22 protein-coding genes are annotated in these 22,375 nt (G+C 69.5%); 14 read left to right on the forward strand and 8 right to left on the reverse strand.

Features of this window, described 5'->3' with window-relative positions:
- The first annotated feature begins 16 nt into the window (after window positions 1-16).
- Entirely contained in the window at window positions 17-823 is an 807-nt protein-coding gene (locus HNR73_RS28295) for a M23 family metallopeptidase (protein WP_184790707.1), read from the forward strand.
- 48 nt (window positions 824-871) lie between these two features.
- Here HNR73_RS28295 and HNR73_RS28300 read toward each other — a convergent pair whose 3' ends face one another.
- The gene (locus HNR73_RS28300) at window positions 872-3,187 is read right to left on the reverse strand and encodes a glycoside hydrolase 5 family protein (protein ID WP_184790708.1); all 2,316 of its coding nucleotides are present in this window, start codon (window positions 3,185-3,187) and stop codon (window positions 872-874) included.
- Window positions 3,188-3,415: 228 nt separating this feature from the next.
- Between HNR73_RS28300 and HNR73_RS28305 the strand changes: the two genes are divergently transcribed.
- Genes HNR73_RS28305 through HNR73_RS28325 form a run of 5 tightly spaced genes read left to right on the forward strand, consistent with a single transcriptional unit; the run spans window position 3,416 to window position 9,123 of the window.
- Window positions 3,416-4,459 (forward strand): LacI family DNA-binding transcriptional regulator, encoded by a 1,044-nt coding sequence (locus HNR73_RS28305; RefSeq protein ID WP_184790709.1) that lies wholly within the window; start codon window positions 3,416-3,418, stop codon window positions 4,457-4,459.
- Window positions 4,456-6,063, forward strand: a complete 1,608-nt coding sequence (locus tag HNR73_RS28310; RefSeq protein ID WP_239122248.1) for an FAD-dependent oxidoreductase — start codon at window positions 4,456-4,458, stop codon at window positions 6,061-6,063. Before HNR73_RS28305 ends, HNR73_RS28310 begins: the two co-directional genes overlap by 4 nt.
- A gap of 13 nt (window positions 6,064-6,076) precedes the next feature.
- On the forward strand, window positions 6,077-7,324 hold the full coding sequence (locus tag HNR73_RS28315) for an ABC transporter substrate-binding protein (protein WP_184790710.1): 1,248 nt from the start codon (window positions 6,077-6,079) through the stop codon (window positions 7,322-7,324).
- A gap of 4 nt (window positions 7,325-7,328) precedes the next feature.
- Entirely contained in the window at window positions 7,329-8,282 is a 954-nt protein-coding gene (locus HNR73_RS28320) for a carbohydrate ABC transporter permease (RefSeq protein ID WP_184790711.1), read from the forward strand.
- Complete coding sequence (locus HNR73_RS28325) at window positions 8,272-9,123, forward strand: carbohydrate ABC transporter permease (protein ID WP_184790712.1); 852 nt, start codon at window positions 8,272-8,274, stop codon at window positions 9,121-9,123. Before HNR73_RS28320 ends, HNR73_RS28325 begins: the two co-directional genes overlap by 11 nt.
- A 54-nt stretch (window positions 9,124-9,177) precedes the next feature.
- Here the strand turns inward: HNR73_RS28325 and HNR73_RS28330 are convergent, their stop codons facing one another.
- Window positions 9,178-9,855, reverse strand: coding sequence for a hypothetical protein (locus HNR73_RS28330; protein WP_184790713.1), 678 nt, complete (start codon window positions 9,853-9,855; stop codon window positions 9,178-9,180).
- 219 nt (window positions 9,856-10,074) lie between these two features.
- Complete coding sequence (locus HNR73_RS28335) at window positions 10,075-10,542, reverse strand: NUDIX domain-containing protein (protein ID WP_184790714.1); 468 nt, start codon at window positions 10,540-10,542, stop codon at window positions 10,075-10,077.
- A 461-nt stretch (window positions 10,543-11,003) separates the two neighbouring features.
- On the opposite strand from HNR73_RS28335, the gene HNR73_RS28340 reads away from it, so the two are divergent.
- From HNR73_RS28340 to HNR73_RS28370, 7 genes are all read left to right on the forward strand, one after another.
- Entirely contained in the window at window positions 11,004-11,906 is a 903-nt protein-coding gene (locus HNR73_RS28340; protein WP_203686604.1) for a hypothetical protein, read from the forward strand.
- Window positions 11,907-12,138: 232 nt separating this feature from the next.
- The gene (locus HNR73_RS28345) at window positions 12,139-12,651 is read left to right on the forward strand and encodes an EF-hand domain-containing protein (protein ID WP_184790715.1); all 513 of its coding nucleotides are present in this window, start codon (window positions 12,139-12,141) and stop codon (window positions 12,649-12,651) included.
- 6 nt (window positions 12,652-12,657) lie between these two features.
- Complete coding sequence (locus HNR73_RS28350; RefSeq protein ID WP_184790716.1) at window positions 12,658-13,041, forward strand: class I SAM-dependent methyltransferase; 384 nt, start codon at window positions 12,658-12,660, stop codon at window positions 13,039-13,041.
- A 42-nt stretch (window positions 13,042-13,083) separates the two neighbouring features.
- Window positions 13,084-13,476: a hypothetical protein gene (locus HNR73_RS28355; RefSeq protein ID WP_184790717.1), complete on the forward strand. Its 393-nt coding sequence runs from the start codon at window positions 13,084-13,086 to the stop codon at window positions 13,474-13,476.
- A 35-nt stretch (window positions 13,477-13,511) separates the two neighbouring features.
- A complete protein-coding gene (locus HNR73_RS28360) occupies window positions 13,512-14,006 on the forward strand; it encodes a hypothetical protein (protein WP_184790718.1) in 495 nt (164 codons plus the stop codon).
- Window positions 14,007-14,530: 524 nt separating this feature from the next.
- Window positions 14,531-15,535, forward strand: a complete 1,005-nt coding sequence (locus tag HNR73_RS28365) for a papain-like cysteine protease family protein (RefSeq protein WP_184790719.1) — start codon at window positions 14,531-14,533, stop codon at window positions 15,533-15,535.
- A gap of 9 nt (window positions 15,536-15,544) precedes the next feature.
- A complete protein-coding gene (locus HNR73_RS28370; protein WP_184790720.1) occupies window positions 15,545-16,141 on the forward strand; it encodes a hypothetical protein in 597 nt (198 codons plus the stop codon).
- A gap of 71 nt (window positions 16,142-16,212) precedes the next feature.
- Here the strand turns inward: HNR73_RS28370 and HNR73_RS28375 are convergent, their stop codons facing one another.
- From HNR73_RS28375 to HNR73_RS28395, 5 genes are all read right to left on the reverse strand, one after another.
- Window positions 16,213-17,865, reverse strand: a complete 1,653-nt coding sequence (locus HNR73_RS28375; protein WP_184790721.1) for a hypothetical protein — start codon at window positions 17,863-17,865, stop codon at window positions 16,213-16,215.
- 95 nt (window positions 17,866-17,960) lie between these two features.
- Window positions 17,961-19,109, reverse strand: coding sequence for a TolB-like translocation protein (locus HNR73_RS28380; protein ID WP_184790722.1), 1,149 nt, complete (start codon window positions 19,107-19,109; stop codon window positions 17,961-17,963).
- Window positions 19,106-19,630, reverse strand: a complete 525-nt coding sequence (locus HNR73_RS28385; RefSeq protein WP_184790723.1) for a SigE family RNA polymerase sigma factor — start codon at window positions 19,628-19,630, stop codon at window positions 19,106-19,108. The genes HNR73_RS28380 and HNR73_RS28385 overlap by 4 nt, the downstream gene beginning before the upstream one ends.
- A 170-nt stretch (window positions 19,631-19,800) precedes the next feature.
- Complete coding sequence (locus HNR73_RS28390; RefSeq protein ID WP_184790724.1) at window positions 19,801-20,202, reverse strand: (R)-mandelonitrile lyase; 402 nt, start codon at window positions 20,200-20,202, stop codon at window positions 19,801-19,803.
- Between the two features lie 24 nt (window positions 20,203-20,226).
- Window positions 20,227-21,249: a zinc-dependent alcohol dehydrogenase family protein gene (locus tag HNR73_RS28395; protein WP_184790725.1), complete on the reverse strand. Its 1,023-nt coding sequence runs from the start codon at window positions 21,247-21,249 to the stop codon at window positions 20,227-20,229.
- 133 nt (window positions 21,250-21,382) lie between these two features.
- On the opposite strand from HNR73_RS28395, the gene HNR73_RS28400 reads away from it, so the two are divergent.
- Window positions 21,383-22,279: a helix-turn-helix domain-containing protein gene (locus HNR73_RS28400; RefSeq protein ID WP_184790726.1), complete on the forward strand. Its 897-nt coding sequence runs from the start codon at window positions 21,383-21,385 to the stop codon at window positions 22,277-22,279.
- Window positions 22,280-22,375 lie beyond the last annotated feature (96 nt).

The following is a 22,375-nucleotide window of genomic DNA, read 5'->3' on the forward strand; positions in this document are numbered from 1 at the left end:
TAGGTTTCCTGACGTTATGCCTCGATACCTCATGCACCTGGCGAGGAAGGCCGTCGACGGCACCGGCGAGTACGTCGGCCGTGTCACGCCCGTCCTCCGTAAGCGTCTGTCCGGTCTCAGCGCCCTCGTGGCGCGTTCGGCACGTGTGGCGGCTCCGGTCGTCGTCGGTGTCCGACGCCGCTTCCCGCGGTTGTCGGGCGCGCTGGAAACCTCTGTGCCGCGGGTCGGTCTCGCCGCGGCGATGCTCACGGCGATCCTCCTGGTCGTCTTCATGGCGAACTTCGCCGGCGCCATCACCGGCGGCACCCCCTCGGACGCCTCGGCCGCCGTCGGTGCGCGCGGGACGCAGGAGGACCAGTCCTCCCGCGACCAGGAGCGCGGCACCGAGCCCGCCGAGAAGCCCCGCCCCACCAAACCGGTGAAGGCCAAGAGCGGCTGGGCCGCGCCTTCGACGGCCGAGCTCAGCGACCACTACGGTCCCCGCGGGTGGCGCGACGGGGAAATGCACTGGGGCATGGACTTCGCCGCCGACAAGGGCGACAAGATCTACGCCGCCTTCAACGGCACCGTCGTCATGGCCCAGCGCTACGGCGGTTACGGCAACTGTGTCGTCATCAAGCACGCCGGTGGTGTTCAGACCCTCTACGGCCACTTCTCGAAGCTCGACGTGAGCGCCGGCGACGAGGTCAAGACCGGCGATCTCCTCGGCCGTGCCGGCTCCACCGGCGACAGCACGGGCCCGCACCTGCACTTCGAGGTGACGGTGAACGGCTCGTACCTGGACCCGGAGAAGTTCCTGGAGAAGAAGGGCGTCGACTTCTAGGTCGCGCCCCCGCGATCGCCCGCGAATGCGGGCGATCGCGCGAAGCGGTCAGTCGGCCAGCGCGGTCGTGAGGTCGACGCCGGTGAACAGCCGGGGCGCGCCGTCGAGGACGACGGTCGCCCGATTGCCGGGGGCCTGGATGGTGGTGGGCCGGCCGATGCAGTCGAGTTGCCGGAGCGTCGCCCCCGTCGTGGGCACGGTCATCGGTGTCTTGGTGGGCCAGTGGTCGACCCAGACCTCGGGGGCCGGGAAGTGCCAGCCGGCCGGGTCGTGGCCGGTGTTGAGGGTGTAGCCGTCGGCGCGGTTCCACAAGACGGCGGCCTGACCGTCGGGGGTGTCGAACAGCAGTCCTTTCGTCTGGGGGTCGGGGAACGCCAGCCAGCCCAGGGGAGTGGCCTCGTCGAAGGCCCGGGCGGCGGTGGCGTAGGCCAGCAGCGAGGGCTTGGGGCTGATGTCGCGGTTCATGAGCCCGAAGTGGTATTCGACGTTGCCGGGGTCGGCGACCTGCGGCATCCCGAGCACGCTGTCGTGGAACTGGTACCACAGCACGCCTGTGATCCCTTCGGCCTTGGCGATCGCCAAGGTGAGGAAGACGTTCTCGGCGGCCTGCCGGTAGGTGTCGTTCCACCAGGCGTTGGGCCGGGTGCAGGCGTAGGCCTCGGTGAGCCAGATGTCCTTGCGGCCGTGCTGGGCCATGAGGGCCTGGAGTTTGCGGAGCCCGCCGAGGAAGTTCCAGTAGGCGCCGTGCGCGCCGGCGTCCCAGTCGCCGGGGGCGGGGATGTGGTCGGGGGTGACGTTGCCGCGTCCGGGGTGGTAGGCGAAGCCGTCGATGAGGTCCCAGCCGCCGCCGGCGATGAAGTTCTCGACCCAGGGCTCGTCCATGCCGGCCAGGCCGTTGTTGAGCAGTTTCAGGCCGGATCCGGTGGCGGTGAGGCGATCGCGGACCGGTCGCAGTGCCTTGTCGATGTAGGCCTGTGCGGCCACGCCGGTGTTGAAGGGCCGGTTGAGTTCGTTGCCGACCTCGAAGTAGTCGGCTCCGGCGGCGATGGCCTTGTCGGTGTTGGCCGCGGCCCATCGCGCGGCGACCTCGTCGGTGACGTCGAGGGTGGGCTGGAGTTCGATGTTGTGGCGCATCCCGCGGGCGTCGAAGGCCGACGGGGGCAGTCCTGGCCCGCCGTCGTAGGCGATGCGGACCCGGTTGACGCCGACCTTCTGCCACAGGTCGAGCAGCGCGGTGGCCGAGGGGACCTGGAGCCAGGGGTAGTTGGCCATCCCGAACATGCTCGACGCGCCGGCCCGGTAGGTGTGGGGCCCGAGGACGGCCAGGTTGGTGCGGGCGAAGGCCTCGTCGGTGCCCGAGCGGGCGGTGACCTCGGCCAGGGCGATGCCGTTGGCGGGTGCGGCCACGGTGAAGGTGTGCTCCCAGGTGGAGGTCGCCGCGACGGTGGCGGTGACCGTGGCCTCGGCCAGTTCGTGGCCGTCGAAGTCCTTGACCCACCAGGACAGTGCGACGTCACGTGCGCTCGGCGAGCCGTTGGCGACCTGGACGTTGACCGTCATCGCCGCGCCGGGTGTCTCCCAGATGTTGAAGGGCCGGTCGGTCCAGATCTCGACGCCGAGTTCCCGGCTGGTCCCGATCGACGCGGTCGCCGAGGGGCGTCGGGTGGTGAAGAAGAAGTCGGCCTCGCTGAGGTGGCTCCCGTCTGCCTGGGTGGTGCCGGGTGCGTGGATCCAGGTGGCGTTGGTCCAGGCCTGGCGTGAGCGTTCCAGCAGGAACATGCCGTGCCGGGTGCCCCAGGTGGAGGCGTGGGCGACGCCGAGGGTGGTCTCGTAGGGCACGCCTCCGTCGTCGTCGCGGACCCATTCGGTGATCGCGACGTAGGCGTCGGCCTCGGTGGGGTTCTGGATCGCGCGGCTGAACAGGAACCCGTCGGGGACGAGCGTGGCCGGGCCGGTGACGTGCCAGGACAGGTGGACGTGGTCGGTGGAGACGGTGACCAGGGCGTGGACGGCGACGGCGCCGGCCGCCGCGGGCATGGTGTAGTCCACGCGGATCGCGGGTGTGCCGTCGGCGAGGGTGACCAGGCTCGGGGTCCCGCCGGTGGACAGGTGGATGCCGGTGGCGGAGTCCTTGATCTGGAACTTCGATCCGGCCGAGCGGACGGTTGCCTGGCCGTCGCGGATGGCGATGCGGCCTCCGATGCTCGCCAGGGCGCTCACCCCGTTCGCCGAGAGCGTGACGTCGCCGTCGGCGGCCCAGGCGCCGACCGGGGCGGCCTCGGCGGCGAGTACGACACCTGCGGCGAGGGCGGCTCCGAGGAGGCCGCGCCGGGTCATTGTGGGCGTGCTGCGGTCGGACTTCATCGTCGTCTCCGTTTCCTGCGGGCGGTCCGGACAGGCGCCCGGGGGATGGGCGGGCCGGGGTCCGCTTCGTCGCCGCTCATCTGATAATTCGCATTATCAACGGCGTGCGGAACATCGTGCAGGGCGCGAGATCTTCGCGTCAAGGGGCTTGCGGAAGCTGATCATACGGATTATCGTCTCGGGACACCGCCGATAATGCGCATTATCGAAACCGAGGGGACACCAGACATGACAGCCAGACCGGGCAAGGTGACGCAACGCGAGATCGCGCGCATCGCCGGGGTGAGCCAGACGGTGGTCTCGATGGTGCTCAACGACCGCGACGACACCAACGTCCGCATCCCCGCCGCCACCCGCGAGCGGGTCCGCCGGGCCATCGAGCAGTCCACCTACGTCGCCGACCCCGCCGCCCGCCGCCTCGCGGGCCTGGACAACAAGATCCTCGGCGTCTTCACCTACGAGTCGGCGCTGACGCCCGAGAGCATGGACTTCTACGGCCCCCTCCTCAACGGCATCGAACGCGCCGCCGAACGGCTCGGCTGCGACCTGCTCTTCTTCACCGGCTCACCGGTCGAGGAAGGCCGCCGCCGCCTCTTCCACCGCGACACCCGGCTGCGCCTGGCCGACGGCTGCGTCCTGCTCGGCCAGCAGATGGACGGCGAGGACCTCGAACGCCTCGTCGCCGAATCCTTCCCCTTCGTCGCCGTCGGCCGCCGCGACGAGACCGACGCCGACGTCCCCTACGTCGGCATCGACTACGGCGCCCTGACCGCCACACTCATCACACGCGCCGCCGAACTCGGCCACCGGCGCGCCGTCTACGTCCACCGCGACCGCGACAGCCCCACCGCCCGCGACCGCCTCGCCGCCATCACCACCAGCACCGGACAGGTCGCCTTCACCCTCACCGCCGTCGGCGACGACCTCACCGGACTGCCCGGGATCATCACCGCCCAAGGGGCCACCGCCGTGTTCGCCGAAGACGCCTTCCTCGTCGAAGACATCGCCCTCGTCCTGAGCGAAGCCGGAATCACCGCCCCCGCACAGGTGTCCCTGGCGGCGCTGGGTGAAGTACGCGGCCACCGCATCGCCGAACGCCCCCTCACCGGCTTCCAGGTCCCGCGCCAGCAGATAGCCGCCGAAGCCCTCGCCCTGCTCCAGCAGCTCATCTCCACCCCCGCCGACGAACAGGCCGCCATCACCAGACAGCGCCTCCTCCAAGGCGACGTCGAGTACGGCGGCACCCTCGTCGCCCGCGGCGGTGCCCGGTGACACACATCGAGACCGACATCGCCGTCATCGGCGGCGGACTCGGCGGCGTCGCCGCCGCCCTGGCAGCCCTCAAACGCGGACACCGCGTCGTCCTCAGCGAGGAACACCCGTGGCTCGGCGGGCAACTCACCTCCCAGGCCGTCCCACCCGACGAGCACATCTGGGTCGAGCAGTTCGGCGTCACCACCACCTACCGCTCCCTGCGCGAAGGCATCCGCCAGTACTACCGCGACGCCTACCCGCTCACCGACACCGCCCGCCGCGACCTCCAGCTCAACCCCGGCCGCGGCCGCGTCAGCCGCCTCTGCCACGAACCGCGCGTCGCCCTGGCCGTCATCACCCGCATGCTCGCACCCCACCTGTCCAGCGGCCGGCTCACCGTCCTCCAGCCGCACGTGCCCATCGCCGCCGACACCACCGACGACACCGTCCACTCGGTCACCCTGCGCCACACCACCACCGGCGCCGAGACGACCGTGTCGGCCACCTTCGTCCTCGACGCCACCGAGACCGGCGAGCTCCTGCCCCTCACCGGCACCGCCTACGTCACCGGCGCCGAAGGCCGCGACGAGACCGGCGAACCCAGCGCCCCCGAACACGGCGACCCCACCAACGTCCAGTCGATCGCCTGGTGCTTCGTCTTCGACCACGTCGAAGGCGGCGACCACACCATCGAACGCCCCGACGACTACGCCCACTGGCGCGCGCTCGCCCCCGCCTTCTGGGGCGACGCGATGCTCTCCTTCACCGCCCCCAACCCCCGCACCCTGCGTCCGGAGACCCGCACCTTCAACGTCAACCCGCCCTACGCCACCGTCGTCGGCGACGAAGACCCCCGAGCCGACGCCGGCGACGACGACCTGTGGATCTTCCGCCGCATCGCCGCCCGCGAGACCTTCCTGCCCGGCAGCCTCGACAGCGACATCGTGCTGGCCAACTGGCCCCAGCTGGACTACCTCGGCGGGTCCATCATCGACACCCCCGACCGTCAAGCGCACCTGCGCGCCGCCAAGGCCCAGTCCCGGTCCTTCGCCTACTGGCTCCAGACCGAGGCGCCACGCCCCGACGGCGGCACCGGCTGGCCCGGCCTGCGCCTGCGCGGCGACATCGTCGGCACCGACGACGGCTTCGCCCAAGCCCCCTACATCCGCGAATCCCGGCGCATCCGCGCCATGCGCACCATCGTCGAGCAGGACATCTCCGTCGCCCTGCGCGGACACCGCGGACCCGCCCGCTTCGCCGACTCCGTCGGCGTCGGCATGTACCGCATCGACCTGCACCCCTCCACCGGCGGCGACAACTACATCGACGTCGAATGCGCGCCCTTCGAGATCCCGCTCGGCGCGCTGATACCGGTCGCGACCAGGAACCTCCTGCCCGCCGCCAAGAACATCGGCACCACCCACATCACCAACGGCGCCTACCGCCTCCACCCCGTCGAATGGAACATCGGCGAATCCGCCGGCGAACTCGCCGCCTTCTGCCTCGAACGCGAACTCCTCCCCGCCGACGTCCTGGCCAAACCCGAACTGGCCGGACGCTTCCAGGCGACCCTCACCGAGGCCGGCGTCGACATCCACTGGCCCGAGATCCTCGGCTACTAAAAGGAAGCACAACATGCGCACAGCAAGGAAGCTGGTCAGCGCCCTGGCGCTGGGCACGGTGGCGCTCGCCGCCGGTTGCGGCGGCCAGTCGGACCCCGACGACGTCGCCCTCCGCATGAGCGTGTGGACCTCCAACGAGGACCAGCTCGCGCTCTTCAACACCATCGCCGACGCCTACAAGGCCACCCACCCCGAGATCACCTCGATCACCTTCGAAAGCCTCCCCTTCGCCGAGTACAACACGACCCTCACCACCCAGATCGCCGGCGGCAACGCCCCCGACCTGGCCTGGATGGGCGACCTGTCGGCCGACCTCATCGACGCCGGCGCCCTCGTACCCCTCACCGAACCCCTCAAGGCCACCGCCGACTGGGGCTACGACGACCTCCTGCCCAGCGCCACCGCCGAATTCAGCCACGACGGGAACCTCTACGCCTACCCCTTCTCCAACTCGCCGTTCGCGCTCTACGTCAACACCGACCTCCTCGACGACGCCGGCCAGAAACTCCCGGCACAGCCCACCTGGGACGACATTTCCAGCATCGGCGCGGCCGTGCACGCCAAGACCGGGAAAGGCGGCTTCGTCATCAACGACTTCGCCTACTCCTCGTGGAACACCCTCGCCACCGTCTGGACCGGCTTCGGCGCCTCCGCCTGGAACGCCGACGGCACCCAATGCGGCTTCACCAGCCCCGAGATGACCGCCGCCTTCGAGTTCATCCACCGGGCCGCCTTCGTCGACGAATCCATGCCCGGACCCGGCATCACCGCCGACTTCTTCGCCGGCGACGCCGCCTTCGCCGTCGCCCAGGTGTCGCGCGCCGGACTCCTCGACGGATCCTTCGCCTACGACGTCCAGCCGCTCCCGCAAGGCCCCGCCGGCACCTACTCCGTCATCGGCCAGGCCGGCATGGGCGTCTTGAAATCCAGCGACCACACCGAAGCCGCCACCGGCTTCCTGGCGTTCCTCACCAACCCCGAGAACGCCGCGAAACTCGCCCAGTACTTCCCGCCGCCCCGCACGTCGCTGCTGTCGGGCGATGCGCTCGCCGCCAACAACACCAAGTTCAGCCCCGAACAGCTCCAGGCCGTCGTCGTCGACCAGATCGCCGACGCCGTCACCCTCCCCAACCACACCTCTCCCGCCGAGATCGCCCAGAAGGCCAAGACCGAACTCGACGCGATGTGGAACCCCGACGCCGACGTGCCCGCCGTCCTCACCTCGGTCTGCGCCGCCATCGACCCGCTGCTCGCGGAGTGAACACGTGACCCACACCCGACCCAGCGTCCGGGAGGCGCCCACCGGCGCCTCCCGGGGCCGGGCCGCGCCCCGGCGGTCTCGGACCTCCCGCCGCACCGACGCGCTCGCCGGCTACCTCTTCGTCGCACCACAGGTCCTCGGCGTGCTCGTGTTCGTGATCGTGCCCGTCGGCCTCGCCATGTGGTACAGCCTCAACGAATGGAACGTCTTCACCGGCGACCTCGACTTCGTCGGCGGCGACAACTACACCGCGGCCCTCAACGACCCGCAACTGCCCGGCGTCCTTGGCGCCACCGCGCTCTTCTCCGGCGGCGTCGTCGTATTCAACATCGCCCTCGGCCTGGCCCTGGCCGTCATGCTCAACCGCCGCTTCCGGGGCGTGGCGCTGTTCCGGACACTGTTCTTCTCACCCGTCGTGGTGTCGGTGGTCGCCTGGACCCTCGTATGGGGCTTCCTGCTGCAGGACAACGGCGGCGTCAACGGCGTCCTCGCCATGGTCGGCATCGACGGCCCCAACTGGCTCCAGAACGGGCCAACCGCCATGGCCTCGGTGACCTTCACCCAGGTCGTGCGCAGCGTCGGGATCAACATGGTGCTCTTCCTCGCCGCCCTGCAAGGCGTCCCGAAAGAGCTCTACGAGGCCGCGCGGGTCGACGGCGCGAGCAGCCGCCGCATCTTCACCGGGATCACCCTGCCGCTGATCTCACCGACACTGCTGCTGACCGCGATCATCACCATCGTCGGCGCGCTCCAGTCCTTCGCCCAGATCGCCGTCCTCACCGGCGGCGGGCCGGGGCTGTCGACGACCGTCCTGGTGTTCTACGTCTTCCAGCAGACCTTCGGCTTCAACGACATCGGCTACGGCTCGACCCTGGCGCTGATGCTGCTCACCTTCGTGATGCTGCTGACGGTCGTGCAATGGCAGCTGCGCAGGAAATGGGTGACCTATGAGGACTGAACACCGCACAAGACGAGTCCTCCGCCGGATCGCGCTCTACGTGTCGCTGACCGTCATGGCACTGCCGTTCGTCGTACCGACACTGTGGATGGTCGCCTCCTCCTTCAAGCCGCTCAACGAGATCTTCGCGTCACCACCGTCGCTGTTCAGCGCCTCGCCGACGACCGCCGCCTACGCCGAGGCCTTCGACTTCCAGCCTTTCGCACGGCAGTACTTCAACAGCGTCTACATCGCACTGGTCGTGACCGCGACCGTCCTGCTCGTCTCCGCGCTCGCCGGGTACGCCTTCGCGCGGATCCGCTTCCCCGGACGGAACCCGCTGTTCATCACCGTGCTCGTCGGCCTGCTCGTGCCCAGCGAGGTCACGATCGTGCCGCTGTTCCAGATGTTCAAGCTGGCCGGGATGGTCGACACGCACTGGCCGCTGATCCTCGTGACCGCCTTCGCCGCGCCCTGCGTTCTGGCGACCTTCGTGATGAGGCAGTTCTTCATCGCCCTGCCCGTCGAACTCGAAGAGGCCGCGCGACTCGACGGCCTCGGCCGCTTCGGGACCTGGTGGCGGATCGCGGTGCCGCTGGCCAAACCCGCGCTGTCGGCGGTGGCGATCTTGACGTTCCTGGCCTCGTGGAATCTCTACCTCGAACCCACGGTGTACCTCACCTCACCGGAGCTGTTCACCCTGCCGCAGGCGCTGACGAGATTCACCGACGCCTACGGCGGCGAAATGTGGAACACCCAACTCGCCGCGGCGACGATGACGGTCGTGCCTGTCGTGGTGGTCTTCCTGGTCGCGCAGAGGCAGTTCGTGGAAAGCCTCGCCCACACCGGGCTGAAGGGGTGAACCCCACCTAGTCTCCTGGCCGGGGGGCGTCGGGCTGCCCCGGCCAGGGTTTTTCTACACCTCCACCGGAAACATCAACAAGGTGACCAGACATCCCACCAGCGCCACCGCCGCCATCACCATCAAGGTCAGTCTCGTACTGGAGTGCGTCGCCTTGCTCGCCAGACCCGCGAAGAGCAGGACAAGAGCGAAGACCACCGCGGTGAGCACATAGTTGTCCGAACGCTGGTTCGCCGTCCGCGCGGTGCCGGCCAAGGCATCGGCCTCGTCGACGAGCCCTTCGGACACGGTCTCGGCGGGCAGCTGATACTCGGGCATGTCGAAGGGCGTGGGGGGCGCGTCGGGGTTGAACAGTGGTTTGGTCGCCAGCCAGGCGTCGACGGCCGGGCGGAAATCCGGACGGAAGCGGTTGAACAGGAAGCCGGAGACGCGCTTGCGGTCGGGGGTGTAGCCGCCCTCGGGACGCAGCGAGGGGTCGTCGATGATCTCGGCGTTGAGGGCGTTGAGCCAGGCTGTGAAGGAGATGATGTCGGCGTTGCGGCGCTGAGCGGCACCGGTGGCCTCACGTGTCGCCTCCGAGCGGGCGGCGCCCGCCGCGGCGTAGGCGTTGGCCTGGACACCGCTCCACTTCGCGCTCTGGAACCCCGCCCAGGCCGTCCCGACCGCGGCCAGGGCCATCATGAACGCGAGCAGCAGGTCGAGGCGTGGCGTGATCGTTTCCCTGACGGTCATGCAGGAAGTATCGGGGCGGGACGGCTCGGATCGGGGTATTTCGTGCGGGTCGGGTGCGGTGGGGGGTCAGCGCCGAGGCGGCGCGAGTGCCTTCCAGGCCGGCCGGGCCAGTGTGTCGACGGAACAAGCAGGTCCCTTACGCATCTTCGGTGACGCCACGATCTCCATTCTCCGCTCACCCTCAATCGGGTTCGTCGACCGCGTGAAGCTCGGTTCCTTCTAGTAGGTGTCACCCCAATAGATCTCACGCCCCTCGTCGAGTAGCCGCCGGAGGTCTTTGAGCTTTCGGGGAAATATGTTGAGCTTGCTGAGTTCGTCGAGGTGAACCCAGCGGGCTGCGACCTGTCCCGCGTCGGCGGTCGCTTGCGAGACACTTCGAATTTCACTAGCCAAGCCGCAAAGGAACATGAACTCAACCTTGTGTTGATCTCGGCCGACATCCCGCAGCTCGTGATTCGAATGTACATACTCCCTGATAACACGGAGCGGCCCCACGGTGATCTCGGCCCCCACTTCCTCCATGCATTCGCGGGCGAGTGAGGAAGTGAGCTCGTCGCCGAAAACCTGCCGCCCGCCAGGCAGCGAATACCACATGCCCAGGCCGAACTCGTTGTCTATGTACTCGACGAGCAGAATCTGATCATCATGAATAATCATCGCCTTTGCGGAGTTTTCGATCGTGGCCATTCTTTCTCCTCGGTTCTTCTCGGCCAGCGCAGTTTCATGCGGAATGCGATCCGTGACTGCGCATGAATCTTATGCGGGCGAGTTGCGTTGCCAGAGCGATGGTTAGTCCAGTCCGCCGGGAAGGACGTGACGGCTGAAGGTCTGCGGCACGGCGGACGGTGTCCCGTCGGGCCGGCGGAGGATGTCGGGGTGTCCGGATCGACGGGGGAGGGCATCGGGCGTCTGCTCGTGGTCGGTCCTTCGTGGACAGGCGCGTGACGTTGCCGACCGGACACCGCGATGTTCCCATATGGGCATCAGCGAATCCCTGACGACGGTGACGATCGCGGTCGTCCTGCCCGACCAGCGTTTCTGGTAGCTTCGGGCCCACATCCGGCGCCGTCCCCGCACGTCCTCGGCCCGCGATGAACCTATCTGGAGCGCCCATGCCGGCCGATCGACCAGACGCGGACGAGTCCCCTGTGGCCAGAAGGAACCGGCTCCTCACCGGTGGCCCCTTCGCTGACGCGCTGCGCGCGGCGGTCGGGGTGCGCGGGCTCGGGATCGAGCGCCTGTGCGTCCGGCTGGCCGACGCCGGCACGCCGGTGAGCGCGGCGACGTTGAGCTACTGGCAGTCGGGCCGCAGCAGGCCCGAACGGCGCTCGTCCATGGCTGCGCTCGCGGCCCTGGAGACGATCCTTGAGGTGCCCGCCGGGTCCCTGAGCGCGCTCCTCGGTCCGCCTCGCCGACGGACCTCGGTGCTGGGGAGTCGGCCCTTCGGCGCGTTCTGGCCCGAGCCCGACCGGGTCTCCGACCTCGTCGGCGCCGTCGACGTCCGCTGGGACGACCGGCTTTCGCGGATCAGCCAGCACGACCGCGTCGCGGTCGGAGCCGAGCGCGGCGAACGCTCGGTCCGCTCGCGACAGGTGCTCCGAGCCGAGGCCGACGGGCCCGACCGCTGGGTCGCGGTCGTCCACATCGACGACCACTCGCTGCCGCTGCCGCGAATCGAGCCGGTCCGCTACTGCCGACTCGGCCGCGTCGTCGGCAGGCGGGCCGAAGGCCTGATCGCCGCCGAGCTGCTCTTCGAGCGGCCGCTGCGACGTGGGGAGACGGTGATCTTCGAACACGAGGTCGTCGGCGCCGCGCCCTACCCTCTCGCCACCAACTACGAGCGCAAGTTCCGCCGCCCGGTCCGCGAGTTCACCCTCGAAGTGTGCTTCGACCCCGCGACGCTCCCGCCGCGCCTGTGGCGCTTCGCGCAGGAGGCCGACCTCCCCGAGCAGGTCGAGGAGGTCCCCATGGGATCGGGCGGCAGCGCGCACGCCGTCACCTTGAACTTCGGCCCCGGCCGCTACGGCTTCCGGTGGGACTGGACGGTCTAGGGACTGTCCTGGTGATCATGGGAGCTGGATCATGATGGCGGCGATGGTGAGGACACCACGAGATGATCACCAGGACACGCCGGTGGCCGCGACTCCCGGCCCGTCGGTCGGCGACCTGGCCCCGTCATGCACTCACGGTGCGTGTTGCTTCGGGCGATGACCTCCCGACCGGCGACACGCCACGACAACACCATCACAGCATCATCCCTTTTGTCATGGTATTTGTTCAGTCATGACTGATGAGAAGATTCTGAACCGCTTGAAGTACCGGTTCGACCTGCTCGACGCCAACGGCAACGGCTACCTCCAGGCCGAGGACTTCGAGGTCCTCGCCGAGCGCGTGATCGCCGCCTTCGGCACCGCGACTCCGCAGGCGCAGGAGGCGGTACGGGCCGGGCACCGCCGTTACTGGGAGGGACTGCTCGGCGCCCTGGACGCCGACGCCGACCAGCAGGTCAGCTTCGCCGAGTACGCCAGTGGTCTGCACAGCGCCGAGCCGATCGGTGCCTACGCCGACGCCGTGGCCGCGATCGCCGACGTCGACGGTGACGGATTCATCGAAAAGGCCGACTTCGTGGCCTGCATGCGGGCCATCGGTTTCCGCGACGGCATCGAGGGTGTCTTCACCGATCTCGACACCGACAACGACAGCCGGGTCACCCCACGCGAGTGGTCGGCCGCGATCCGCGAGTTCTACCTCAGCGACGCCGCCGACGCCCGCGGCCACCAGCTCGCCGGAATCTAAGGACGCATGGACGCGCTCGTCGACTATCGACTCGGATCCTCGGCCGCCGAGCGCGACCGTCTGCTGGCCCAGTGTCGGCTGTTCCGGACCTGCGCCACGCAGATGCTCGACCGGATCGACCTGCCGGATGCGGCCCGTGCCCTGGATGTGGGGTGCGGGCCGTTGGGCATTCTCGACCTGCTCAGCCGAAAAGTCGGTGAGACCGGGACCGTCGCCGGTCTCGACACCGATCCACGGATGATCACCTGGGCGCGCCAGGCCGTCACCGAATACGGCCTCGGCAACGTCGGGCTCCTCCACGGCCCACTGTCACCGCAGGTGGTGCCCGATGCGTCCTGCGACCTGGTGCACTGCAGGCTCGTCCTGGTCAACAACACCGGTCCCGAGTAACTCCTGACCGCGATGACCGCGGCGACCCGGCCCGGTGGATGGGTGGCGGTACAAGAGGTCGACTGGTCGACCTGGCGCTGCGACCCGCCGCACCCGGCCTGGGACGAGCTGAAGACCCACATCGCACCCGTCTTCGGTGGCGACGTCCACATCGGCGGCAAACTACCCGCCCTGCTCACCGCCGCCGGACTCCAGGATGTGCACACCGCGCACCACGCCTTCCGGTGGCGCCGGGGCGACCGCTACCAGACCCTGCTCCTCCACTTCACCGATCTGTTCGCAGGCCGGATGCTCCACTCCGGTGACCTGAGCGCGGACAGGCTGCACGCACTCACCACCGGCCTCGCCGACCACCTCGACAGGCCGGGCACCACCGTCCAGGAGAGCCTGTTCGTACAGGCATGGGGGCGCAGACCGGGTGCTGAGGCACCGTGACCCGGGGCTGGTCCTTCACATCTCCGATCACCCGGATGGTGCTGGCCAACGACGGAGGTACCACCACCCTGCTCGCGGCCGTCCTCGACACACCGTTGGGAGTCGTCGTCCATCGCCTTGAGGATGTCGGCGTCACCGAGGTCGCCAAGGAGATCCGCGACGTCCTTGACCCGCAGTCCCGTCACGCGCACTTCGCACTCCGGCAGGCCAGCCTGGCCACGCCCACCGGTCAGCCCGTGTCGCACAATCTCGTCATCTGGCGCCTGGGCGCAGACCCGCGACTGGACACCCTCGCCCGCGACGAGACCAAGCCCATCGGCCTCGCCATCGCGGATGCCGGATTGATCTTGCGCCGACACGCCATCCTCACCGGACTCGACACGTGGCAACCCGACGGTCGCCCCTGCGTGGTGAAGACGTATCTGCTGGCCGACCCCGCCGCACAACCCGTCATGTGGATCCGCGAGCACTACAACCCCGCCATCATCCCCAGCACCATCCAAGAACGATGTTCCACCACCGCGGCATAACGCTTCACCCGCCGCCGGTTACGCGGGCGCGAGATCCGGCATTCGATCCCCGAACGCACAAAGGCGTGACCTGGCCACCCGCTACGCCGAACGAGCACCCATCTACCAGGCCGGCCCCACCATCAACGCCATCATGACCTGGCTCCCATGATCACCAGGACACGACCTCGGGCGTCTCCCGCAGGCCGACGCGATCCCGCACGCACCGCGCCAAGCAATTTCCCGCGCGCATGGCGCGTCGAAGCGATTACCCCACACCGCATTCCTGGGACCTTATACCTATTGTGTCGCGACGTTGGCGAACCGTAGCGTCAAAGGCATCGAACAGGCGCGGCGACAATCGAAGATTCATTCAATAACACCGAATGCGCGACCCCGAGCGGTCGCCACTTCGGATTCCGTGGCGATCGTATGACGCCGCCACGGAATGAAACTCCGTGCATGATGGATCTCCGTTCCGGCCGCCCTAGCCCCTGTGTCACCACAGCTCAGTGACACTGCCCTCCCCACGGAAAGGGGCGAACATGCCATTATCAGCAGCCGACCTCGCCATGATCGGGGATATTCCGATAACGATCCGGTCCACCGCTTTCGCCAACGTCTATCTGCGCTTGGACGGCTCTGGCGTCACCTCGGTGACAGCGTCCGGCGGCGGCACGGTCAACTGCCAGTTCAGTGCCGGTTCCCCCGGCCCCTACGAGAAGTTCAAGGCTCGTAAACAGGCCGACGGGACCTATGCCCTCGAATCGGCGGCATTCTCCGGCGTCTACCTGCGCATGGACGGCACCGGCGTCACCTCGCAGACCTCCTCCGGTGGTGGCACGGTCAACTGTCAGTTCGGTGTCGGCGCCTACGAGAAGTTCCGGTTCAGCGCCCAGACCGACGGCTCCTTCTCGGTGGAGTCGGCGACCTTCCCCGGTGTCTACCTGCGCATGGACGGCACGGGCGTCACCTCCTCCACCGACGCCGGTGGCGGGAAGGTCAACGCCCAGTACAACGCCAACGGCGGGATCCACGAGAAGTTCTTCATCGCCATGGCCGACCAGCGCCTCGACTTCGCCGAGCAACACCAGCAGCAGACCCAGTGGTGCTGGGCGGCGACATCGGTCAGCATCACCGCGTTCTACCAGCCGGCCACCACCTGGACCCAGTGCGGCCTCGTCAACGCCGAGTACGGCCTCGACAACTGCTGCGGAGCCGCCGGCGCCGGCGCGGCCTGCAACAAGCCCTGGTACCCCGACCTCGCCCTGCGCCGCATGGAGCACCTCAACCAGTACCTGAAACGCTCCCTCACCCTCGGCGAGATCGGCGTCGAACTGGCGAAGTCGGCCCCCTTCTGCGTCGCCACGTACTGGCGGGGCGGCGGCGGACACGCCGTCGTCATCCGGGGACGCTTCGTCTCCAACGGCGTCGAATACGTCAGCGTCTCCGACCCGTGGGACGGCGACTCCGACGTCACCTACGACAACTTCTGCAACAGGTACAAAGACAGCGGGACCTGGGGCAACACCTACACGACCAAGGCCTGAGGAGCGCGCATGCCGTTACATCTGCCCGAGCCGCCGCAAGTCGTGCCCGACAAGATCCGGTCGAAACTCCACGAGTTCGCCGACGGGTCGAAGTTCTCCACCAAGGCACTGCGCGGCCCTCGCAAGGGACAACTCGACGTCTCCACCCCGCACCGGGTCTTCACCATGGGCCTGGAGGACGTGGCCGCCGGGGCCGGCCTGGAACGCGCCCGCCCGGGCGGCTGGCGCTACCTCGTCGAGGACGGGGGACAGCTCGTCGCCAGCGCTGAGGCGACCGTGACCGACGACGGTGACTTCGAACTGGCGCAGTTCACCGAGGGACCGTTCGTGGCCGCCACCGACAAGGCCGTCAAGGCCGTCCGGAAGCTGCCGCAGCTGGCCGCCGCCGGATTCGAACTCCGGCTGCTGCGCATCCCCGCCCTGTACATGATGGCGCTGTGGCTGCACGCCGCCGCCGCCGACCTGCTGGTCCCGCTCGCGCCTTCACCGATCGGGAAGGACGGCAAGCCGATGCCCGCCTCGGAGTTCTTCGACGACCTCGCCGAGGAAGTCCGGCCGGCCGGCCAGACCGGCCCGCCCGAGGCGCAGGGACCGCGCGTTCCCTAAACGATGGCCGGGTCCCGCTTCGGTGGCGACGAAGCGGGACCCGGCCCGACCATGATCCTTAAGGACACGCCCTAGCAGGCGCCGAGGGCGGTCCAGTGCCCCCAGTCCCAACGGCTGCCGGGTGCGACGCCGTAGGAACTGTTCGCCGCGCGCCATTCCCGTCCGCCGTGCGACACGCGGTCGCCGACGGCGTACCAGCCCCACTGGTCCCAGGCCGGAGCCTGGCAGCCGGGGCCGCCACCGCCGACGGTGAGGCTCAACGGGGCCGAGCGGTCGACGTCGGTGCCGTCGCCGGTGACGGTGACCGCGAAGGTCCCCGGTGCCGCACCGGCGGCGGTCACGGTCATCGTGGCGCTGTCCCCGCTGGTGATCGATGCCGGTGCGAAAGTGGCGCCGACCCCGGCCGGCAGGCCGGTGGCGGCCAGCCTCACCGTCTGCGGGTCGCCGTTGGTGACCCGCGTGCTGACGGTGACGGTCACCGTCCCGCCCGGCTCGACGCTCACCGACGACGGCGACAGGCTCAGGCTGAAGTCGTTGTCGACCGGTGCGGGGTCACCGGTGTAGAGCGTCAGGTTCCACTTGGCCAGCGCCTCCCGCACCGGCTGGAAGATCGACTCGTCGCCGGGGCCGGGGTTCGACACGCACTGCGAGGGACCGCCGGAGTGCAGCCCGACGGCCAGGTCGCCGGCCAGCCAGGCGCCGCCGGAGTCGCCGCCGCGCGAACACGCCGTGCTGGTCGCCAGCCCTTCGATGATCACGCTGCCGTAGTCGATGGTCTGGCCGACCCGCCGCACGGTCCCGCACTGCCAGTGCGAGGTGTTCCCCGAGTGGCAGACCGCCTGCCCGACGACGGGATCGGTCGCTCCGGACACGGCCACGCTCCCGCCGCCCCAGGTGTTGACGTTCTCCGACAGCGTCCAGCCCGGCTCGCTGACGGCGACGACGCCCATGTCGCCTTCCCTGGCGTTGACGCTGCGCCCGCCCCCGGCGTTGGAGGTCCCCAGCCGGTTGGTCTGGCCGCTTTGGCCGTACGCGGGCTGACTGACATCGTTGGTGCAGTGCCCGGCGGTCAGCAGGTGAAGCGCGCCGACGGTGTCGGTGGCGCCGAAGCCCATCGAGCAGTTCGACTCTCCGCCCGGCCACCACGGGTCGCCCGGGTTGGCCTCGCCCGCCTGCTGGTGGGGGGAGGTGTCGGTCTCGACGACGGCGACGCCGTCGCCGAGGGAACGCAGGCCGGTCAGGAAGTCCTTCGTGGACTCGTTGGCGGCCTTGGTGTTGATCTGGACGCTGATCCGGTTGGTGACCGGATCGGGGCCCCAGCCGTCGATGCCGGTGCCGTCGGCGGGGATGAGGGCCTCGACTCGGGCTTCGAGCCGGGCGAGGTCGTCGTGATCGCGCTCGACGAGCACGGCGTGCACTCCGGCGGACTCCGCGGCCGCCGCGGCGGCGGGCGTCGTGACCGCCACGTTCGCCGCGCCGGTGTCGTCGAGCCACTGCCCGGCGCCGTCGGCGGTGACGCCCTCGGGCAGCGACGCCAGCAGCCGCAGCGAATCGGCCTGCGCGGCCAGGAGGTCCCGCGCGTCGTCGACGGACAGGCCGTAGGCGTCGGCGACGCCCTCGGCGACCGGGTCGGCGACGGGCGGCTCAGCGGCGGCCGCCTGCGCCGGGAGCGATAACGCCCCGGCGAGCAGGACGCCGCACGCGATGGTTCTGAGGATGCGCATGGTGCTTCCTTCCTGAGTGGATGCGCATGATCGTAAGAACCACCGGAGCGCTTGAGAAGCCTCTGACGTGCCTTAACACTTAACTTCGGGTCCGCTCAGAAGCCCAGCTCCCGGGCCGGGCCGGGCAGATCGCCGGACGGGCCGAAGGAGTCGATGTTGATGTGTCCCGTGCTGAAGCTGTCGGTGATCGTGGCGCCGTCGAGGCCGATCACGTCGACGAAGGTCTCGCCGTTCCACGGTTCCCTCTCGGTCACCCGGATCACCGAGGTGTCGTCGTACCAGGAGAAGCGGTCGGGACCGTCGGTGATCAGGGCCCCGGTCACGTCGGCCAGGAGGGTCCAGTCGAAGGTGTCGCGGACGGTGAGGCGCAGGTCGTCCTCGGCGGCGGAGAACTCGCGGATGAGGGCCTCGGTCCCGTCGGGCGACCAGATCGGCTGATGCACCAGGGCGGCGACGGTGAGGACGCCGCGTGACCGGCCGTCGAGGCCGAGTGTGAGGACGGCACTGGTGCCTTCGTCCTCGTCGGCTCGGATGAACAGCATGGAGGCCGAATCGGCGTTCCAGGCGACTTCGGCCTTTCCGTAGCCGTCGGGGGGCGTCAGCGTCGTGATCGTCTCCTTGGAAATGTCGAGGACCCGGGTCTCTCCGGCGATCTCGTCCCAGTAGATCTTCGATCCGTCCGGTGACCACTGGAGCGCGCGGCTCCGCCAGCCGTCGGTGAACCAGTGGACCGCCGCGATCCCGTCGGCGAGGTAGTCGTCGAGTTGGGCGACGCCGAGGTGGTCGGCCCGCATGATGAGGACGCGGTCGAGGTCCGGTGAGAGCACCACCCGGTCGGGGACGGCGACGTACTTACCAGCGTCGATGTCCAGGAGGTAGTGGGTCTGGGTCTCGGCGTTCGCCTCCACATAGGACGCGATCACCATCGGGCCGCCGCCCGGCTCGGGAGGGTCGGCCGGTTCGTCCGACATCGGCGGCTTCGACGGTTCCTCCGGCGGGGTCGGCAGCCACGGCGCGGCCTCTATGCGGGCGATGCCGTCGGCGCTGTCGTCGGTCTCGACCCCCGGCCGCGCCACGACCGGCACGGCGACGGCGACGATCGCGGCGGCGACGGCCGCGAGCGTCATCCGGACGCGGCGGCGACGATTGCCGCGCGTCACCCGGGCGAGCAGGTCGGGAGGCGGCACGAGCGCCGCCGGAGTCGGGGCGTCCTGCAGCCGGGTGCGGACCTCGTCCTCGATCACCTCAAGGCCTCCTTTCGGGGCGAGCCGTTCCATTCGGGGTAGGTGGCGCGCAGTTTCGACAGCGCCCGCGACGCCTGACTGCGCACCGTGCCGGGCGAGATCTTGAGGAGTTCGGCGACCTCGGCCTCCGGGCGGTCCTCGTAGTAGCGCAAGACGACGACGGCGCGCTGCCGTGGCGGCAGCGCGCGCAGCGCGGCGATCAGCCCACCCCGGTCGGGATAGGACTCGGCGGGATCGCCGCCGCCCTCGGTGTCGGGGAGATCGGGGACGACGACCTCGGGCCGCCGCCGACGCGAACGCCACCAGTTCGACTGCTGCCGGTACATGACCTTCCGGACGTAGAAGAAGGGCTGGTCGAGCTCCCGGACGCGCACCCAGCGCCGCTGGCAGGCCATCAGCGAGGTCTGGAGCAGATCCTGGGCGAGGTGCACGTCGCCGGTCAGCAGGTAGGCCAGTCGCAGCAGGCGCGGCGACCTCGCCGTGACGAACTCGGCGAACTCGCGCTCATGCGCCGGCTTCACGGTGCCCTGCCGCTCATCGGTGCCTCCATGGGGTCGGGGTCACCACTACACACACCGTGGAGGGGTGTTGCGCTGCACGGGAGACGGCGGCAAACGTGTGAGGCCGTCAGATGAGTGACGGTTGAAAGGGCGAGAGGATCGACCTCCCGCCCGAGTAGGCGCGTGAAGCCTCAGGCACGCGTGCTGGTGCGCGGTCCGGCGTACTCGTCGTCGGTGACGTGCTGGAGCCAGGAGACCTCGTCGGTCTCCCACAGGGCCAGGTGCGCCATGAACCGGTCGGGGGCGGCGCCGTGCCAGTGTTCCTCGCCGGGTGGGGTGTGGACGATGTCGCCGGGGTGGGCCTCGACGACCTGTCCGCCGCGGGACTGGATCAGCGCGATCCCGTCGACGATGTACAGCGTCTGGCCCAGGCCGTGCGAGTGCCAGGCGGTGCGGGCGCCGGGCGCGAACCGGACCATGTTCGCCCGTGCCCGCGACGGCTCCTTCCCGGCGTAGAGGACGTCCCACCAGGCGTCGCCGGTGAAGAATTCGGCGGGCGCCTTGCTCGTCGCCGGTCGCGTCACGATCTCCATGGTGTCCTCCTTCGGGCGCCGGTCTCAGACGGTGAGCAGCACCTTCGTCGCGCGACGCTCGTCCATGGCCTTGTACCCTTCGGCCGCCTTGTCGAGAGGGAGGGTCAGGTCGAACACGACACCCGGGTCGATGCGATCGGTCATGATCAGGTCGACCAGCTCGGGCAGGAAACGCCGCACGGGCGCCGGTCCACCGTGCAGGTGCACGCTGGAGAAGAACAGTTCCGTGCCGTCCAGTTCGACGCCGTGGGCGACACCGACGAAGCCGACGTGGCCGCCCGCGCGGGTCGAGCGGATCGCCTGCATCATCGACTCCTGCGTGCCCACCGCCTCGACGGTCGAATGGGCGCCGAGGCCGCCGGTGAGCTCCTTGACCTTGGCGACGCCCTCGTCGCCGCGTTCGGCGACGATGTCGGTGGCGCCGAAACCGCGGGCGAGTTCCTGGCGGTCGGCGTGGCGCGACATCGCGATGATCCGTTCGGCACCGAGCCGTTTCGCGGCCAGGATCGCCAGCAGGCCGACGGCTCCGTCACCGACGACGGCGACGGACCTGCCGGGCCCGGCGTCGGCGGCCACGGCGGCGAACCAGCCCGTGCCGAGGACGTCGGAGGCGGCGAGCAGGCTGCGTGCCTGTTCGGGCGTCGGCTCGCCGGGCACCCTGACGAGGGTGCCGTCGGCCAGCGGGACGCGGGCGTACTCCGACTGGGTGCCGATCGAGCCCATCATGACCTGGTGGACGCACCGCGACTGGTAGCCGGCGCGGCAGATCTCGCAGGTGTTGTCGGAGGCGACGAAAGACCCGACGACGACGTCGCCGACCTTGATCCCGGACACCGCCGAGCCGATCTCTTCGACCACACCGGTGTACTCGTGCCCCATCGGAGTGGGCCCGTCGACCTTCTGGACACCGCGGTAGGGCCACAGGTCGGAGCCGCAGATACAGGTCGCCGTGATGCGGATGACCGCGTCGGTCGGCTCGACGATCACCGGATCCGGGACCTCTTCGACCCGGACGTCGCCGGGCGCGTGCATGATGACGGCGCGCATGGTTCTCCCTTGCTCACGGATACGTGCGGACGTCTCCCACGACACCACGCCGGGCGCGTCTCGGGGAGACCCGCTTCATGGAGGTACCGCGAGGGACTCCCTTGGGCTGACCTGCCGACATACGGTTGATGCTATGGACAATCGAGCGGAAGTGCGCGAGTTTCTCATGTCGCGACGCGCCCGAGTCACCCCACAGGCGGCCGGGCTGCCGGCCGGCACCAACCGGCGGGTCGCGGGACTGCGCCGCAGCGAGGTCGCGTTCCTGGCCGGGGTGAGCATCGAGTACTACACGCGCCTGGAGCGCGGCGACATCCGCGGCGCCTCACCCTCGGTCCTCGACGGCATCGCCAAGGCCCTGCACCTCGACGACGCCGAACGCGCCCACCTCTTCGACCTCGCCCACGCCGCCGAACCCACCGGCCGCGCGCCCAAACGCCGCCACCCGAGAGGCTGGACCCCGCACCAGAGCCTCCAGTGGACGCTGGACGCCATCACCGCCGGGCCCGCGTTCGTCCGCAACGGGCGGATGGACCTGCTGGCCGTCAACCCCCTGGGACGCGCCTTCTACGCCGACGTCTACGACACACCCGGACGGCCGCCGAACCTCGCGCGGTTCACCTTCCTCGACGAGCGCGCCACCACCTTCTACCCCGACTGGGAACTCGCCGCCGAGATGACAGTCGCGATCCTGCGCACCGAGGCCGGCCGCGACCCGCGCAACAAGGACCTGCACGACCTCATCGGCGAACTGTGCACCCGCAGCGACGACTTCCGGCGCCGCTGGGCCGCCCACAACGTCCGGCAGCACGGGACGGGTTTCAAGAACTTCCACCACCCGGTCGTCGGCGACCTGACCCTCGCCTACGAAGGCCTCGAAATGGTCGTGGAACCGGGCCTGACGCTCACCATCTACGCCGCCGAGCCGGGCTCACCCTCGGCCGAGCGCCTCCAGCTGCTCGCCTCATGGTCGGCCGGCGAGCACGGCGACGCCGACGCGACGCCGCCCGCGAGAAAGGCGACGGAGCGCTGAGGCGTCGGCCCGCACCTGATGCCCAACGGGCGAGCGGCCTCCGGCCCGTCCCTGATCCAGGCGCCGCAGACGGGTTCGACGAAGTTCGTCGCCGGT

It is taken from the genome of Phytomonospora endophytica (genome assembly GCF_014202425.1).
Classification (GTDB): domain Bacteria; phylum Actinomycetota; class Actinomycetes; order Mycobacteriales; family Micromonosporaceae; genus Phytomonospora; species Phytomonospora endophytica.

What these genes read in the sequence shown, in the direction of transcription:
- HNR73_RS28390 (WP_184790724.1), bottom strand. Translation starts at nt 20,202, where the DNA reads ATGGAGATCGTGACGCGACCGGCGACGAGCAAGGCGCCCGCCGAATTC.
- HNR73_RS28360 (WP_184790718.1), top strand. Translation starts at nt 13,512, where the DNA reads ATGGTGCTGGCCAACGACGGAGGTACCACCACCCTGCTCGCGGCCGTC.
- HNR73_RS28305 (WP_184790709.1), top strand. Translation starts at nt 3,416, where the DNA reads ATGACAGCCAGACCGGGCAAGGTGACGCAACGCGAGATCGCGCGCATC.
- HNR73_RS28370 (WP_184790720.1), top strand. Translation starts at nt 15,545, where the DNA reads ATGCCGTTACATCTGCCCGAGCCGCCGCAAGTCGTGCCCGACAAGATC.
- HNR73_RS28300 (WP_184790708.1), bottom strand. Translation starts at nt 3,187, where the DNA reads ATGAAGTCCGACCGCAGCACGCCCACAATGACCCGGCGCGGCCTCCTC.
- HNR73_RS28315 (WP_184790710.1), top strand. Translation starts at nt 6,077, where the DNA reads ATGCGCACAGCAAGGAAGCTGGTCAGCGCCCTGGCGCTGGGCACGGTG.
- HNR73_RS28295 (WP_184790707.1), top strand. Translation starts at nt 17, where the DNA reads ATGCCTCGATACCTCATGCACCTGGCGAGGAAGGCCGTCGACGGCACC.
- HNR73_RS28330 (WP_184790713.1), bottom strand. Translation starts at nt 9,855, where the DNA reads ATGACCGTCAGGGAAACGATCACGCCACGCCTCGACCTGCTGCTCGCG.
- HNR73_RS28395 (WP_184790725.1), bottom strand. Translation starts at nt 21,249, where the DNA reads ATGCGCGCCGTCATCATGCACGCGCCCGGCGACGTCCGGGTCGAAGAG.
- HNR73_RS28400 (WP_184790726.1), top strand. Translation starts at nt 21,383, where the DNA reads ATGGACAATCGAGCGGAAGTGCGCGAGTTTCTCATGTCGCGACGCGCC.
- HNR73_RS28325 (WP_184790712.1), top strand. Translation starts at nt 8,272, where the DNA reads ATGAGGACTGAACACCGCACAAGACGAGTCCTCCGCCGGATCGCGCTC.
- HNR73_RS28345 (WP_184790715.1), top strand. Translation starts at nt 12,139, where the DNA reads ATGACTGATGAGAAGATTCTGAACCGCTTGAAGTACCGGTTCGACCTG.
- HNR73_RS28375 (WP_184790721.1), bottom strand. Translation starts at nt 17,865, where the DNA reads ATGCGCATCCTCAGAACCATCGCGTGCGGCGTCCTGCTCGCCGGGGCG.
- HNR73_RS28365 (WP_184790719.1), top strand. Translation starts at nt 14,531, where the DNA reads ATGCCATTATCAGCAGCCGACCTCGCCATGATCGGGGATATTCCGATA.
- HNR73_RS28350 (WP_184790716.1), top strand. Translation starts at nt 12,658, where the DNA reads ATGGACGCGCTCGTCGACTATCGACTCGGATCCTCGGCCGCCGAGCGC.
- HNR73_RS28335 (WP_184790714.1), bottom strand. Translation starts at nt 10,542, where the DNA reads ATGGCCACGATCGAAAACTCCGCAAAGGCGATGATTATTCATGATGAT.